At 68.3% G+C, this 14,539-nt stretch carries 16 protein-coding genes; 13 read left to right on the top strand and 3 right to left on the bottom strand.

From position 1 onward, the window contains the following. Positions 1–274 precede the first annotated feature (274 nt). The gene (locus tag JOD49_RS09860) at positions 275–652 is read right to left on the bottom strand and encodes an FKBP-type peptidyl-prolyl cis-trans isomerase (protein ID WP_030151190.1); all 378 of its coding nucleotides are present in this window, start codon (positions 650–652) and stop codon (positions 275–277) included. Between the two features lie 123 nt (positions 653–775). Between JOD49_RS09860 and JOD49_RS09855 the strand changes: the two genes are divergently transcribed. Continuing rightward, positions 776–1,894 carry a VIT1/CCC1 transporter family protein gene (locus JOD49_RS09855; protein WP_205307027.1) on the top strand — a complete coding sequence of 373 codons (1,119 nt, stop codon included), beginning with the start codon at positions 776–778 and terminating at the stop codon, positions 1,892–1,894. A 72-nt stretch (positions 1,895–1,966) separates the two neighbouring features. Here the strand turns inward: JOD49_RS09855 and JOD49_RS09850 are convergent, their stop codons facing one another. After that, positions 1,967–3,376 (bottom strand): GntT/GntP/DsdX family permease, encoded by a 1,410-nt coding sequence (locus tag JOD49_RS09850; protein ID WP_205308913.1) that lies wholly within the window; start codon positions 3,374–3,376, stop codon positions 1,967–1,969. After that, positions 3,376–3,996 carry a gluconokinase gene (locus JOD49_RS09845; RefSeq protein WP_205307026.1) on the bottom strand — a complete coding sequence of 207 codons (621 nt, stop codon included), beginning with the start codon at positions 3,994–3,996 and terminating at the stop codon, positions 3,376–3,378. The genes JOD49_RS09850 and JOD49_RS09845 overlap by 1 nt, the downstream gene beginning before the upstream one ends. A 130-nt stretch (positions 3,997–4,126) precedes the next feature. On the opposite strand from JOD49_RS09845, the gene JOD49_RS09840 reads away from it, so the two are divergent. The 12 genes from JOD49_RS09840 to JOD49_RS09790 all read left to right on the top strand — a co-directional run bounded on the left by JOD49_RS09840 (position 4,127) and on the right by JOD49_RS09790 (position 14,479). Continuing rightward, on the top strand, positions 4,127–4,813 hold the full coding sequence (locus tag JOD49_RS09840) for a FadR/GntR family transcriptional regulator (protein ID WP_205307025.1): 687 nt from the start codon (positions 4,127–4,129) through the stop codon (positions 4,811–4,813). Between the two features lie 121 nt (positions 4,814–4,934). Continuing rightward, complete coding sequence (locus JOD49_RS09835) at positions 4,935–6,299, top strand: MFS transporter (protein ID WP_205307024.1); 1,365 nt, start codon at positions 4,935–4,937, stop codon at positions 6,297–6,299. A gap of 932 nt (positions 6,300–7,231) precedes the next feature. Next, positions 7,232–7,663 (top strand): hypothetical protein, encoded by a 432-nt coding sequence (locus JOD49_RS09830; RefSeq protein ID WP_205307023.1) that lies wholly within the window; start codon positions 7,232–7,234, stop codon positions 7,661–7,663. A gap of 157 nt (positions 7,664–7,820) precedes the next feature. After that, a complete protein-coding gene (locus JOD49_RS09825; RefSeq protein ID WP_205307022.1) occupies positions 7,821–8,357 on the top strand; it encodes a hypothetical protein in 537 nt (178 codons plus the stop codon). A 16-nt stretch (positions 8,358–8,373) separates the two neighbouring features. After that, a complete protein-coding gene (locus JOD49_RS20530) occupies positions 8,374–8,667 on the top strand; it encodes a transcriptional regulator (protein ID WP_205307021.1) in 294 nt (97 codons plus the stop codon). 32 nt (positions 8,668–8,699) lie between these two features. After that, a complete protein-coding gene (locus JOD49_RS09815) occupies positions 8,700–9,347 on the top strand; it encodes a hypothetical protein (protein ID WP_205307020.1) in 648 nt (215 codons plus the stop codon). Positions 9,348–9,407: 60 nt separating this feature from the next. Beyond that, entirely contained in the window at positions 9,408–10,457 is a 1,050-nt protein-coding gene (locus JOD49_RS09810) for a peptidoglycan-binding domain-containing protein (protein WP_205307019.1), read from the top strand. Then, positions 10,454–11,110, top strand: a complete 657-nt coding sequence (locus JOD49_RS09805; protein WP_205307018.1) for an ABC transporter ATP-binding protein — start codon at positions 10,454–10,456, stop codon at positions 11,108–11,110. The genes JOD49_RS09810 and JOD49_RS09805 overlap by 4 nt, the downstream gene beginning before the upstream one ends. Beyond that, on the top strand, positions 11,107–12,168 hold the full coding sequence (locus JOD49_RS09800) for a hypothetical protein (RefSeq protein WP_205307017.1): 1,062 nt from the start codon (positions 11,107–11,109) through the stop codon (positions 12,166–12,168). Before JOD49_RS09805 ends, JOD49_RS09800 begins: the two co-directional genes overlap by 4 nt. A gap of 185 nt (positions 12,169–12,353) precedes the next feature. Beyond that, positions 12,354–12,794 carry a hypothetical protein gene (locus tag JOD49_RS20105; protein ID WP_239525187.1) on the top strand — a complete coding sequence of 147 codons (441 nt, stop codon included), beginning with the start codon at positions 12,354–12,356 and terminating at the stop codon, positions 12,792–12,794. Between the two features lie 77 nt (positions 12,795–12,871). Further along, on the top strand, positions 12,872–13,684 hold the full coding sequence (locus JOD49_RS20100) for a helix-turn-helix domain-containing protein (protein WP_307822478.1): 813 nt from the start codon (positions 12,872–12,874) through the stop codon (positions 13,682–13,684). 156 nt (positions 13,685–13,840) lie between these two features. Continuing rightward, positions 13,841–14,479, top strand: coding sequence for a hypothetical protein (locus tag JOD49_RS09790; protein ID WP_205307015.1), 639 nt, complete (start codon positions 13,841–13,843; stop codon positions 14,477–14,479). Positions 14,480–14,539: the final 60 nt, after the last annotated feature.

Raw genomic sequence — 14,539 nt, 5'->3', positions numbered from 1 at the left:
CTTTCCGGGGCGTCGGGACCGCGGCTCGCACACCCGCGGGTGATGTCAGAGCGAGCGTGACCCAGACCTCACGCTGGTTCTGACAACGAGCCGTGCCCGAGGCCGTCGCGCACCCGGGCGCGCGAGGCGGGCTCCGTCGTCGGGCCCTCGCGGGCGGTGTCAGAACGAGCGTGACCCAGAGCTCACGCTGGTTCTGACAGCTCGGGCCGGTACACGCACAGCGCCCCCGCCCCCACCGGTGACCGGGGGAGCGGGGGCGCCACGTGACCAGGGGTCAGCTGACGCCGAGCAGGTCGATCACGAAGACGAGCGTCTTGCCGGACAGGCGGTGGCCGCCACCGGCCGGACCGTAGGCGAGCTCCGGGGGGCAGACGAGCTTGCGGCGCCCGCCGACCTTCATCCCCGGGATGCCCTGCTGCCAGCCGGCGATGAGGCTGCGCAGCGGGAAGTTGATGGACTGGCCGCGGCTCCAGGACGAGTCGAACTCCTCGCCGGAGTCGTACTCGACGCCCAGGTAGTGGACGTTGACGGTCGAGCCGGGCTGCGCCTCGGCGCCGTCGCCGACGATCAGGTCGGTGACCTCGAGCTCGGTGGGGGCCGGGCCCTCGGGGGCGTCGACCTCAGGACGGGTGCGTTCGGTGTTCTCGGACATGTTCCGATCCAACCACGCCGCACCCCCGCGCGGGCTGTCGCAACTCCCGAGAACCGCAGAACCGTGCGGAAAAGTTGGGGATCCCGAAACCCACGGAGGGCCTTTTCTTGCCATGATGAACGCATGACTCCCCCCGCCACCCCGACCTCCGGCGTGCCCGCAGACGCAGGTGCGGACCGCCGTCGGACCCCCCAGGACATCCGCCGCTGGCGCCGCTACCTGGCCGACGAGCGTGCCGAGGCCGCGACCTACCGTGACCTGGCCTCGCGCCGCACGGGCGAGGAGAAGCAGATCCTCCTGGCGCTCGCCGACGCCGAGAAGCGGCACGAGAACCACTGGCTCGCGCTGCTCGGCGACGACGTCGGCAAGCCGCTGCGCGGCGACTGGCGCACACGGTCGCTCGGACTGTTCGCCCGGCGCTTCGGCGGGGTGTTCGTGCTCGCGCTCGCGCAACGGGCCGAGGCGCGGTCGACGTACGAGACCGACGCCGACGCGACCGCGACGATGGCCGCCGACGAGCGCATCCACGAGGAGGTCGTGCGAGGTCTCGCGACGCGGGGGCGCATGCGCATGTCGGGGACGTTCCGCGCCGCGGTGTTCGGTGCGAACGACGGCCTCGTGTCGAACCTCGCGCTGATCCTCGGGATCGGGGCGTCGGGCGCGTCGAACGCGACCGTGCTGCTGTCGGGCCTCGCGGGGCTGCTCGCGGGCGCCCTGTCGATGGGAGCGGGCGAGTACGTGTCCGTCCGCTCGCAGCGCGAACTGCTCGACGCGTCGACGCCCAGCCCCCTGGCCTCGGCCGCGCTGCCGCACCTCGACGTCGACGCGAACGAGCTCGCGCTCGTCTACCGGGCCCGGGGACTGGCGCCCGACGAGGCCGAGAAGCACGCGGGCGAGGTCCTGGCGACGTACACCGCGGCGACCGTGATCGCGCCCCCGGCCGAGGACGACGAGTTCGAGACGCACGGCTCCGCGATGGGCGCCGCGGTGTCCTCGTTCCTGTTCTTCGCGTCGGGCGCGCTCATCCCCGTGCTGCCGTACCTGTTCGGCCTCCAGGGCGGGGTCGCGATCCTCGTCGGGAGCGCGCTCGTGGGGATCGCGCTGCTCGGGACGGGCGCCACGGTCGGGCTGCTGTCGGGCGCGTCGCCCGTCAAGCGGGCGCTGCGGCAGCTCGCGATCGGGTTCGGGGCCGCAGCGGCGACGTACGCGCTGGGCCTCGTCTTCGGGGCGACGGTCGCGTAGCCGGGTCGCAGGACGAAGGCCCGACGGCGGAGGCGCGCTCCGCCGTCGGGCCCGAGGCTCGCGTGAGCTGCGCTAGACGACCAGGCCCAGCAGCAGGATCACGACCAGCGCCACGACCGAGAGCACGCACTCCATGACGGACCACGTCTTGAAGGTCTGCCCCACGGTCATGCCGAAGTACTCCTTGATGAGCCAGAACCCGGCGTCGTTCACGTGGGACAGGAAGACCGATCCCGCGCCGATCGCGAGGACCAGGAGCGCGGCGTGCGTCGGGGAGAGGCCGACCGCGAGCGGGGCCATGATCCCGGCGGCCGTGATGGTCGCGACCGTGGCGGACCCCGTCGCGACCCGGATGAGCGCCGCGACGAGCCAGCCCGCGAGGAGCGGCGAGAGGTTCGCGTCGGAGATGCCGCTCGCGATGACCTCGCCCACGCCCGAGTCGACGAGCGTCTGCTTGAAGCCGCCGCCCGCGCCGACGATGAGCAGGATGCCCGCGATCGGGGCGAAGGACTTGTCGACGAGCGTGCTGATCTCGTCGCGCGTGCGGCCCATCGCGCTGCCGAACGCGACGAGCGACACGAGCGCCGTGATGAGCAGCGCGACGAGCGGTGTCCCGATGAACTCGAGGCCCTTGCCGACGGGCGACTCGATCGTCCCCGTCATCTCGACGACGGTCCGGGCCAGCATGAGGATCACGGGCAGCAGGACCACGGTGACGGCGACCGCGAAGCTCGGACGGGGTGCGCTCTCGTCGCGCTCGCTCACGCCCAGGACGGTCGTGGGCGGGGGCAGCTTGACCCACACCGCGAGCGGCTTGGCGAGCAACGGTCCGGCGACGATCACGGTCGGCACGGCGACGAGCAGGCCGAGACCGAGCGTCAGGCCCAGGTTGGCGCCGAGCGCGTCGATCGCGAGCAGGGGGCCGGGGTGCGGGGGGACGAGACCGTGCAGGGCGGACAGGCCTGCGAGGGCCGGGATGCCGACGAGGATCGGGGAGATCTTCGAGCGGCGGGCCACCATCATGACCACGGGGATGAGCAGGACCACGCCGACCTCGAAGAACAGCGGGATGCCGATGACGAACGCGACGAGGGCCATGGCCCACGGCAGTCGCTGCACGGGGGTGCGCGCCAGGATCGTGTCGACGATCTGGTCGGCGCCGCCCGAGTCGATGAGCATCTTGCCGATGATCGCGCCGAGCGCGATGAGGACGCCGACCCCCGCGACGGTCGAGCCGAGCCCCGCCGAGAAGCTCACGAACGCGCTCACGAAGTCGATGCCCGCGACGATCGCGAGGACCGCCGAGCCGATCATGAGGGACAGGAACGGGTGGAGCTTGAGCCACACGATCAGGACGATGATGGTCGCGATCCCGACGACGGCCGCGAGGATCAGCTGGGTCGTCCCGGCGTCGGTCGTGGGGGTCTCGGTGGCTGCGCGCAGGGCGCCCGCGGTGAGCGGGTGCGAGGCGAGGGTGAGCATCATCGCTCCTCGGTGTCGGTGTCGGTGCGGGGGTCGCCCGCCAGGTGGCGGGGCGAGCGGGGGATCGTGGGGTGGGGCTGGGCGCTGCTCGCGAGGATCTGCTCGACGAGTTCCTCGGGCGGGGTGCCGACGTCGAGCGTGATCCCGTCCTCGTCGTCCGCGAGGGGTTCGAGCGTCGCGAGCTGGGACGGCAGCAGGGACGCGGGCATGAAGTGCCCGCTGCGGTGGGTCATGCGCTCCTCGAGGAGCTCGGGGCTCCCGGTGAGGTGCACGAACCGCACGCGGCCGTGGGCCGTGCGGAGCAGGTCGCGGTAGGTGCGCTTGAGCGCCGAGCAGGTCACGACCGCGGAGTCGCCCTCGGCGGCCTGCTGGTCGAGCCAGTCGCGCATGGCGCGGAGCCAGGGCCAGCGGTCCTCGTCCGTGAGCGGGGTGCCCGCGCTCATCTTGGCGATGTTGGCCTGCGGGTGGAACTCGTCGGCCTCGGCGTAGGGGCGGTGCGTGCGCTCGGCGAGCAGGGTCGCGACCGTGGTCTTGCCCGAGCCCGCGACGCCCATGATGACGAGGTGGACCTGCGGATCGAGGTCCCCCGGGCGCGGGGTGGGTGTGACGTCTGTGTCCATGAGGGGTTCCTTGGCCTGTCGACTGCTGCGTCGTGCGCGGACCTCTGCGGCCGCTGTTCGAGCATGCATGATTGGTATCACCTTTGGCAAACAATGGTGTGACCAATGATGGAAGCCGTAGGCTCGACCCATGTCCGCGACGGTGCTCCACAGCTCGGTGACCGACGTCCTCGGCCAGCGCATCACCGCAGGTCACCTCCCTGCGGGAAGCACGCTGACCCTCGACGGGATCGGGACCGAGTTCGGCGTCTCGCGCACCGTGACCCGCGAGACCATGCGTCAGCTCGAAGCCCTCGGCCTCGTGCGCTCGGGCCGGCGCATCGGCCTCGTCGTCCTCCCCGAGCAGGACTGGAACGTCTACGACCCACGCATCATCCGTTGGCGCCTCGCCGGACCCGGCCGTGACGCCCAGCTCAGGTCGCTCACGGAGCTGCGCTGCGCCGTCGAACCCCTCGCCGCCGCCGGGGCCGCGCGCCACGCGACCCCCGAGGCCCGCACCGAGCTCGTCGAGCTCGCCGCACGCATGCGAGAGCTCGGCGAGGCCGGGCGGCTCGAGGAGTTCCTCGTGCTCGACGTCCGCCTGCACGCCCTGCTCCTGACGTCGTGCGGCAACGAGATGTTCGCCGCGCTGCACGAGGTCGTCAGCGAGGTCCTCGCGGGCCGCACGCACCTGGGCCTCATGCCCCAGGCCCCGGTCGCCGAGGCCCTCGACGAGCACGAGGCCGTCGCCCGCGCCGTCGCGGCGGGCGACCCCGTCGAGGCCGAGCGCGCCATGGCCGCCCTCGTCGGAGAGGTCCGGGCCGCGCTCAGGGCGTGAGGCCCGGCCCGCCCGCAGGAGGCCCGACGGCGGCGCGCGCCACGGGTGAGCGGGCGTCGCGTCGTGAGACGGTCGCCCCGGGAGACGGTTTTCCGGCCGGTGCGAGGTAGCCTCGTCGGTCGTGCCCCGCCTCGACGGCATCCTTGCCGACACGACCCCGCTCCGCGTCTCCCCGCCGTTCCGCCGGCTGTGGTGGGGGCTCGGGATCTCCAACCTCGGCTCCCAGCTCACGGTCGTGGCCGTGGGCCTCCAGGTGTACGCGCTCACGGGCTCGACGCTCGCGGTCGGCGTGCTCGGGATCTTCGCGCTCGTGCCCCTCGTGGCGCTCGGCCTGTACGGCGGCGCGCTCGTCGACGCCTACGACCGCCGCAAGGTCGCGCTCCTCGCGTCGTGGGCGCTGTGGATCGTCACGGGGTTGCTCGCGCTCCAGGCGTGGCTCGACGTCGGCTCGGTGGGGGTCCTGTACGGGCTCGTCGCGCTCCAGTCCGCGGCGTTCGCGATCAACAACCCCGCACGCTCGGCGATCATCCCGCGACTGGTCGAGCCCCGGCTGCTGCCCGCCGCGAACGCGCTCCAGACCATCTCGTGGAGCATCGCGCTGACCGTCGGACCCCTGCTCGGTGCGTTCCTCGTGGCGCTGTGGGGGTACGGGATCGCGTACTCGATCGACGTGGTGCTGTTCGCGGCCGCGCTGTGGGCCGTGTGGCGGCTGCCGTCGATCCCACCCGTCCTTACCGGTGACGTGTCAGAACCAGCGAGCACTCCAGGTCACGCTGGTTCTGACAGCTCGGTGGTCACGATCGACGACGCACCCCGCCGCAAGGTCGTCGGCATCAGCTCCGTGATCGACGGGCTGCGCTACCTCGCGACCCGGCCCAACGTCCGCACGACCTTCCTGGTCGACCTCGCCGCGATGATCCTCGCCTTCCCGCGCGTGCTGCTGCCCGCCGTCGGCGTCCTGTTCATCGGCGGCGGCGAGACCACGACGGGCATCCTGAGCGCGGCGTTCGCGGTCGGCGCGGTGCTCGCCGGGGTGTTCTCCGGGGCGCTGTCGCGCGTGCGCTGGCAGGGGCTGGTGATCGCGTGGGCCATCACGGCGTGGGGGCTGTCGATCGCGGCGTTCGGTGCCGTGCTGCTCCTGGTCGGCTCGACGAACCCGCCCCAGATGCTCGTGGGCGGGCTCGTCGCGGCGTGCGTCGCGCTCGCCCTCGCGGGGGCCTCCGACGCCGTGAGCGCGGTCTTCCGCCAGACGATCCTGCAGACCGCGACCCCCGACGACATGCGCGGCCGCCTCCAGGGCGTCTTCATCGTGGTCGTCGCGGGCGGCCCGCGGCTGGGCGAGGTCGTGCTCGGTGCGCAGGCGAGCTGGTTCGGCGAGGCGTGGGCCGCGGTCGCGGGCGGCCTGGCCTGCATCGTCGTGGTGTGGCTCATCCTGCGGGCGCAGCCGCGCTTCCTCAAGTACGACGCGCTGCACCCCGAGCCGTAGGGCGGACCGGGCCGGGCGGGAACGCGGTCGGGAGATGTCGAAGCCGGTGGGGTGAACATCCTCAGGGGCTCGGTCGTCGGCTCTGGAGAACATGTCGCCGAAGCGGGTGCCCTCTACCAGGCCGATCCGTGGAGCATCGAGGACCTCGATGATCTCGTGGTAGGGGGCGAGGCCGCCGGGTCGAGCACAGATCGTCAGGGGCGTCTCGCATCCTCGCCGACCGCGCGCTTCCGCGCCTGCGCGATCGGTGCGGGCGCGGCGTGCACGTTGCGCGCCTGACACGTCTGTGCAGGAGGGATCTCGCCCATCGCTTGGATGTCCACGCGATGGCCATCGGCCTGGATCGTCACACGGCCGAACTCGCACCTGGGAGCGCCATGTTGCCGCTCCTGCGGCCTCGCGACCGCAGTCGCCCTCCCCACTGCGCAACCCCTCGCGAGCCGACACAAACTCTGGTTAGATGATGTTGTACATCAGTACCATCTACCTTCCCGACGACGGAGTCGCAGTTGGCCGTACGACACGCACCCCACGCCCTGACGCCTTCCATCGGCCTAGCCTTACGCCGAGCTCAGATGGAGCACTCCCTGCCTGTCCCTCCTCTGCGGCGCTAGGCGCAACAGATCGCGCGGCGGCCCCTTCCGCCGACCCGCGCCAGGAGGACAGTCCTGCAGAGACGAGATCATCGCCAGAGTCGTTCTCCGACACCGATGTCTCCCGTAGGTCAACCGTCACGCTGCACAACGTGCAAACCACCGCCCATCATTTGTCATGCCCAAAACTCTTCAAGCAAATCCGCAAACAAATCTGCAACGAAATGCTCTCCAAAAGAAAGTGATGCGGGACCTCGCGGCAGAGCCCCAAGCTCCCAAAGAATCTGTTAGATTCCAGACACGTCACCTGACGCAACGTCGCTATCAGCAGGAGGAATCTTGAAGCGCACAAGCAGGGCCCTGGCGGTCCTTTTCGTCGCAGCAGCAACCATGTTCGCCACGGCGGCCCCTTCGAGCGCCGCCGAAGGCTGCACCGCAGCGCCGGGCGGGTGGGGTGCACAGAACTGCATCTCCGTGGTCGGCAGTGGTCTCAATGTCGCGCAGGCAGAGAGCTCTTACCTTCCGGGGGTGGGATGGAATGCGAACATCTGTTCCCGTTCGCATGAGTTCAAGTACAAGAAGATTAACACCGTCAGCTACGCCTACCGACTCAGCAACCCGAGCGGATGCGTCCTGAACCCGCTGCAGGTGGACGTCATCTGGAAGGCCCCGGGCAACATGGCGAACGGCAGCGACTTCTGCGGGCGTTCGAAGAACGACGCCAGCAGCAACACCTTCTCCAACTACGCGTGCGTTCGGATCTCGGCGTAACGCAATGCTCCAAACCTCGCTCCCGACCTGCCATGTGCATCAGGTCGGGAGCGAGGCTCTGCCCGACCAGCCACGCGTGCTTACCGCGCGGTCGACAACCCCACTTGCACAGCCCAGCAAGAGACGATACTCTCTCCGAGAGAGTTCAACCCTATGGATGTTTTCAAAGATGGCGTTAAACGCGATACAGAGCCAGACTCGGGCTACCTCGATCCCGCTCCTTACGGCAGCGGCTGCAATCACCATCGGGATGCTCGTCGGGGCTGCGGTCGACCCCCCAAAGCTCACCACTTGGGTCCCCCTTCTCGCGCTAACTCCGCTTGTTATCGCCAGCCTTCTGGGTGCGAGAGGATGGAGAGTCGGAGCGATCCGGGGCCTCCGTCAGACGCTTCTGGTGCTCGCGCTGGTCGCAATTGTCCTGTTCCTCGGCGGGCGCATCCTGATGTACTTCATTCGGCCAGAACTAGCGTTCGCATTGCTGCTTGTGCTTCTCGCGATCGTTTCGAGCAATAGGCGACTGTTCGCCAGCTCTTTGATCTTGCTCGGATACGGAGCAGTGACGACAGTCCTTTCCTACATCTCAGCGATTGATGACAGCCGTCTCGTCATGCTGGCCCTCGATCTAGGATCTATTGCGCTCTTCTGGTACCTGGGTGCCAAGGAACTGAAGCGAGAACGATCCAATGACAAGTGATGGCGCACATCAGGTCGTGAAGAGCCTCGACGAGCTCGCATACCAACGAACTCGCCTATCGATACTCGCACTTCTTACCGAAGCTGAGTATGCGACGTTCCAGTACATGAAGGCTGAGCTCGGACTCACGGACGGGAACCTGGGGCGCCACCTTCGCGCACTCGAAGAAGCCGGGTACGTAAATCGGCGAAACACTCTTGGCCGTAAGAATTGGTACCAGCTCACCAAGCAGGGCGGAAAGATGATCGATCAGGAGCTGGTAAAGCTCGAAGACCTGGTGACCCGGCTAAAGCTGGCAAGAAACCAGTAGTCGAATCGCCCCACAAATTCTGGAAGGCCACAATGTTGCACCAACGGAACGCCGCCATCGGTCTCGGGGCAATCGCCATTCTGCTGATCGGGACCGCCTGCTCGTCTGCTCAAGGAGCGCCCGAGATCGATGCTCGCGCGATTGAGCTGCTATCCAGCCTCAGTTCCATCGAGCAAGATGCTCTGTCTGACAAAGTGGTGAGCCAGGACGAACTGGAGCATGGCACGCGATCATACATCGAGTGCTTGGAGTCGCAGGGCTTTGCTACCGAATCGACTGGTCTTGCGTCCGGCATCAGCGGCGTGGTAGTCGAATTTGAAGCGGGCTCAGATGAGGAAGCTGATTCGAAGTCGAAACTCGCAGAGGACTGCCGGGCGGAGGTCGACGCTATTGATGCTGTCTGGCTTCTTCAGAAGCAGCCCAGCGCTTCCGAGCTCGAGGCAGCCAAAAGCGGGTTTGTCTCGTGCGCACACGACGCAGGCTATGAGGAGATCGCCCCAGAGGATTCGTATGAACAGGCGACAAAAGTCCTCCAGGAAGCCGTCAAGGCAGACCGTACTGAACCAGATCCGCCCTTGCGGCTCGAGCTCGTCGAACAGTGCTCACTCGAACTTCAGACTGCGACCGTGACCGCCGTCCCGGGACTCAGCGATGCCCTAGAGCAGCTTGAGGCGGGCTGAACCTTGTCGTTGAGGAACTCGATCCCCCCACCAGCAGGAGTGCGTACCGCCGGTGTCCTGATGGTGACGTTTCTAGCGATCGTCGCCGCAGCCACCGTCTATCTGTATCAGACAGCGAAGAACCTGGATGTCGAGCTCGCGGCCGCCGAGGCGCCGATCTACGTAGTAGCGTCTGCCAGCGGCGAGACGCGCAGCGTCGCCACCCAGCTGGCCGTGTCTAGGACTCCCTCCGAGGTGCTGCTTGCTCCTGCTTGGGACGGAGTGGTGACAGATGTAGTGGCAGTCGCCGGATCAACGTTCGAGACCGGAACAGTCGTCTTGGAGGTGCAAGGTGTCAAGCGAATCGCGGCACATTCCGGTCCGTTCTTCCGGGAACTAGTAGAAGGCGATACAGGCGAGGACGTGCGAGCCCTGAATCGCCTGCTTCTCGACTTGGGCTACATGCGGTCGCTGCCGAAGCAACCTGAAAAGTTCGACTCCCGCACGGCATCCGCCCTGAAAAAGTTCCGGGAGTACATCGGCGTACCTCCACTCAAACCAGAGGAGGTGTCGACATTCTCTCCTAGTTGGACCATCTGGATACCGCACCCGTCTGGCGTACTCGGAAGCATCGACGTTGCAGTGGGGGAGCCAGCGCCGGGCGCAGGCGAATCGATAGCGACCCTCCAGTCGACGATAAGCAGCGCACACATTGTCTCACTAGCGAGTAGCCCAGAGGGCTCGGTGCTGACCGCTGCACTGGGCGACGCCCGAGCCGAGGTGGGTCCAACGGGCGAGATCGCTATCAATCCAGTCACGCTGCCTTTTCTTTCCAGCGTTTTCCAAGGGTCTGAGCCGGCGCAACTCACGGTCGAGGTGCCCGTACAGTTGTCGATCGTCTACCCGGAGTCTCTAGTGAAGGTCTCGTCGCACGCGATTGTCAGCACGACAGCGGGCGAGTGTCTTGTCGTGAAGGACAAGCAGGGGCACGCGGCCCAACGTGTGGATGTCCTCTCGAGCGACACCGCTTCAGGGGTTGGCCTCTTTGAACTGTCGCAGCAGTCCACCGTCGAGTATGTTGCGAATCCCGTTTCGTCGAAGCTGGACACGATCTGCTTGGGAGACTCTTGAGCCCGCATGCGGCGGTCAAGCTTGATCGGGTCGAGAAGAAGTTGGGGAACCTGACAGTCTTGCACCCCACTTCGTTCGAGGTCCCGGCAGGGTCGTCCGTCGCCATTTCGGGCCCATCGGGAAGCGGCAAGTCAACGCTGATGGCAATAGTCGGTCTACAGACGAACTGGTCGTCTGGAGAGCTCTCGTTCTACGGCGAGACGTACTCACGACTGTCGGCGCGTATGCGTACGCGCCTACGCTCGGAGGTCGGCATCGCGTGGATTCCCCAGACGCCGACGATCCTGCCTGGTAGATCCGTTCTTGACAATGTCCTGCTAGCTTCCCGTTTTGCGCCTACCAACAGCGTGAGTGCGGTGGATCTGGCGCTCCATCTCCTGGCCGAGATGGGGCTGTCGTCTGCGGTGCAGAAGAATGTTTCGGTTCTTTCCGGGGGAGAGGTGCAGCGCGTCGCCCTCGTTCGCGCTCTGGTCCGAGGTGCAAAACTCATTCTCGCCGATGAGCCGACCGCATCGCTGGATGGTGAGAACACGGCATCCGTGATTGCCGCCCTATCCTCCGTTGCGCCATCTGTGACGCTCTTGCTCGCCACGCACGATCTAGTCGTGGCTGGCGCGTGCCGGCTCCATGTAGTTCTTGGCGCAGACCGATGAGGTTGATATTCCTGTGCATTCAAGAGGCGTTCGCGAACATCCTTGCCACTCCTTGGCGATTCTTTGTGCTGGCGATAATAGCCGTCTTGTCGTTTGGTTTCTTGGGTGCACGGGAAGCCCAGTTCTACGAGAGCATGCTGCGCGAGCATCGCGAGGCGGTTGACGCGGGCGGTCGCGCCTATCTTGTGAGCGCAGCCGACGCCGGAGTCGGAGAAAGTGGTGGCGTCTCGGGGCAGGAGTGTGGCGCTCTGCGTTCTATCGGTGAGATAGTCAAGCAATCGGGAGGCATCGCGGCATCAGATTCTGTCGTCGTCGACGAGCAGCCTGCAGGAGTCTTCGCTTCATTCTTGGCAACTAGTGGCGCGTTGGAAATTCTAGGTTTCAGGCCAGTGTATGATTCGTCGCTCTATGTCGGCGCGGGCGCAGCGGATGAGTTAGGTCTTGGCCCCGACCACCGGGTGAACATCGCGGGGAGAAGCTCGAGCGTGAGCTTAGGTTCGGCAAGCCCCCGTGCCGAGTCGGCCTCGAGGGCCATTGTGTTTGTTGAAGTCGGCTCTGCCGTGCAAGGCCAGTGTCTCGTGGAGTTCTCTAGGGACATCGATCGAGCGTTGGCTTCAGTGATCCTGTCGACTGAGTTTACGGGTCCCGTGATCGTGGCGCCTCTGACCGACGTCGCGGTACCTGATCTTGAGTCCGTTCAAGCAGGACGGCCGGACCGCTTGCTGTGGCTTGCTCCAGCCGTGTTCTTTTCGCTCGTCACGGCGCTCATGCTTCGCATGCGTTCGCGCGAGTTAGCTCTTTATTCAACCTGCGGTGCGCCTCGGGTCGGCCTTGTGGTGATCGGTGCGGCCGAGGCTGCTTTGACGATTCTACCGAGCCTCGCCTCCACGCTGCTCACTATTCATCATGTGGCAGATGGATCTCTTGTCGCTCTTCAGCAAGCCCTTCTCCGTGGAGGTGCGAGCTATTTGGCGTGTCTCGCCCTGGTGGTGCTGGTGGCAAGCCTTACGGTCCCGCGAAACGGCAGGGAATTTGATCTTCTGCGAAGGAGCGAGTAACTCCGATGGATGGCCGGCGCTCGTCGCATCCAGACTACGCGCCAGCCATCCGGCAGGGGGCATGGAGGGGTCTCCCTTGGGGGGCGCCGGTTTCTGGGGCGTCAGCATGACCTCCGAGGTCATCGACAGGGTGCACGCGTCCGCCCGAGAGTGGGACCCACAACGCCCGCCCACCGGAGGTAACGATGCATCCCGCTCCCCGTCCCGCTCCCGCCCGCACCGCCGCGTCCCACCCCGGGCCCGAGGCCCCCGAGGCCGACCTCCGGCGGGCGATCCGTACCGACGCGGTCGCCGGGCTCGTGAGCGCACCGCTGCTGCTGGTCGCGGCGGTCCCGCTCGCCGGCCCCCTCGGCCTGCCCGTCCCGCTCCTGGTCGGGGCGGGCGTCGTGCTCGTGGTCCTCGCGACCTTCCTGTGGTTCACCGCGCACGCCGTTCCCCTCCATCGGGGCGCCGCGCGGGCCGTCGTCGTCGCCAACTGCGCGTGGATGGCCGCGAGCGTCGCCGTCCTGCTGGTCTGGTCGCCCACGCTCTGGGGAGTCCTCTTCGTGGCCGCCCAGGCCGTCGCCGTCCTGTGGATCACGATCACCGAAGCGGTCGCCCTGCGCCGCCTGGGCGGCCCTCGGTGACCGGGGTCCCGGCCGTTGCGGGCCCTGCGCCCCGGACGGCGATCCGCACGCCCGCCACCCCGCCGGCGCAGACCTCCGTGGGCGCGCTGCTCCGCGGGTGGCGCGAGCGCCGGCGCGTGAGCCAGCTCGCGCTCTCGATCGAGGCCGACGTCTCGACCCGGCACCTGAGCTACGTGGAGACCGGGAGGTCCCGGCCGAGCCCGGGGCTCGTGGCCCGGCTGGGAGAGGTCCTGGACGTCCCGCTGCGCGAGCGGAACCGCCTGATGCTGGCCGCCGGGTACGCGCCCGCCCACCCCGAGACCCCGGTCGACGGTGCGGCGCTGGAGTCCCTGCGGCTGTCGCTGCGGGCCGTCCTGGACGCGCACGACCCGTTCCCGGCGTTCGTCGTGGACCGGACGTGGACGCTGATCGAGGCCAACGCGTCGGTCGAGGTGCTGCTCGACGGGGTCGACGAGGACCTCCTGACCGAGCCCGTGAACGTGCTCCGCGTCGGTCTGCACCCGCGGGGCATGGCGCCGCACGTCGTCGACCTCGCCCGCTGGCGCGGGGAGCTGCTGGGCCGGTTGCGTCGCCAGGTCGAGTGGAGCGCCGACGTCGACCTCGCGGAGCTCCACCGCGAGGTCGACGCGTACCCGGTCCCGGCCGTGCCCGCAGCGGGCGCAGGGCCGGCCGACCCCGAGCGGAGCGGTCTCGCGATCCCGTTCCGGCTGCGCCACGGCGCCGACGAGCTCGCCTTCCTGGGGATGGTCACGACCTTCGGGACGCCCGTCGACGTCACGCTGTCCGAGCTCACGATCGAGACGTTCCTCCCGGCCGACGACCGCACGGCCGAAGTCCTGCGGGCGGCGGCCGACGCGCGTCGGGAGGCGGCGCGGTCCGTGGCCGGGTAGCGGTGCGGGACGGCGAGTCCTCCGGTCGAGATGGCCCGACGACGTCGCGCCGGTTCCCGAGGCCGCTCGCCGAGTGTGCAGTTCGGGTCGTCCTACGCGCCGGACGACAGCCCGAACTGCACTCTCGGCGACGGGACGCCGCGGTACCGTCCCCTGGTGGAGACCGACGAGGAGCCGCCCGCCGTCTGGTGGGGGCACGAGGTCCGGGTGCTCGCGCCCTCGGGTGCGGAGGCGGGCGTCGGCGTGGTGCGTGGGGTCGTCCGCCCGTGGCGGGGTCGCCCCTGGTCGTTCGCGGTCGAGCTCGACGGCGAGGGAGACCTCGTCGGCGTCCCTGCGGACCGGATCGTGCCGACGGGCTGGTTCCGGGCCGACGACGGGAGGCGGCTCGCTGTCGAGGAGCACGCGCCCGAGACGGCTGGACGCACCTGGCCGGGCGACCGCCTGCGCCACCGTCACGTGACGCTGCGGTCCCACGTCGAGGCGCGCGACGCGGACGAGGCCGCAGCCCGGACGCGCGAGCTCGTCGCAGCGCTCGGCCTGGAGGGCGTCGACGCCGACGAACCCGTCGAGTACTGGAAGGTCCCGGGCACGTGGGTCGTCGTGACCGGGCTCTCGTGGCCGGCGGTCGCGGGCGACGACGCCGCGGTCGCGATCGCGTACGTCACGGGAGCGACAGGTCTCGACTGGGGCGCTGTCTCGGGCGGCCCGGACGGGTGCGACGCCGTCTGGGACCCGGGCGGCGCCGTCGGCCCGACGCCGCACGTCACCTGGATGGTCCTCGACGCGGTGCCGTGAGCGGCCACGAGCAACCGTGACCTGCCGCGTGACCCTCACCACGGTCGCTCACCGCGCGAC

The organism is Oerskovia jenensis (assembly GCF_016907235.1).
Lineage (GTDB): Bacteria > Actinomycetota > Actinomycetes > Actinomycetales > Cellulomonadaceae > Oerskovia > Oerskovia jenensis.
Note: the sequence above shows the minus strand (reverse complement) of the source record. Positions and strands in the feature narration are given on the sequence as shown.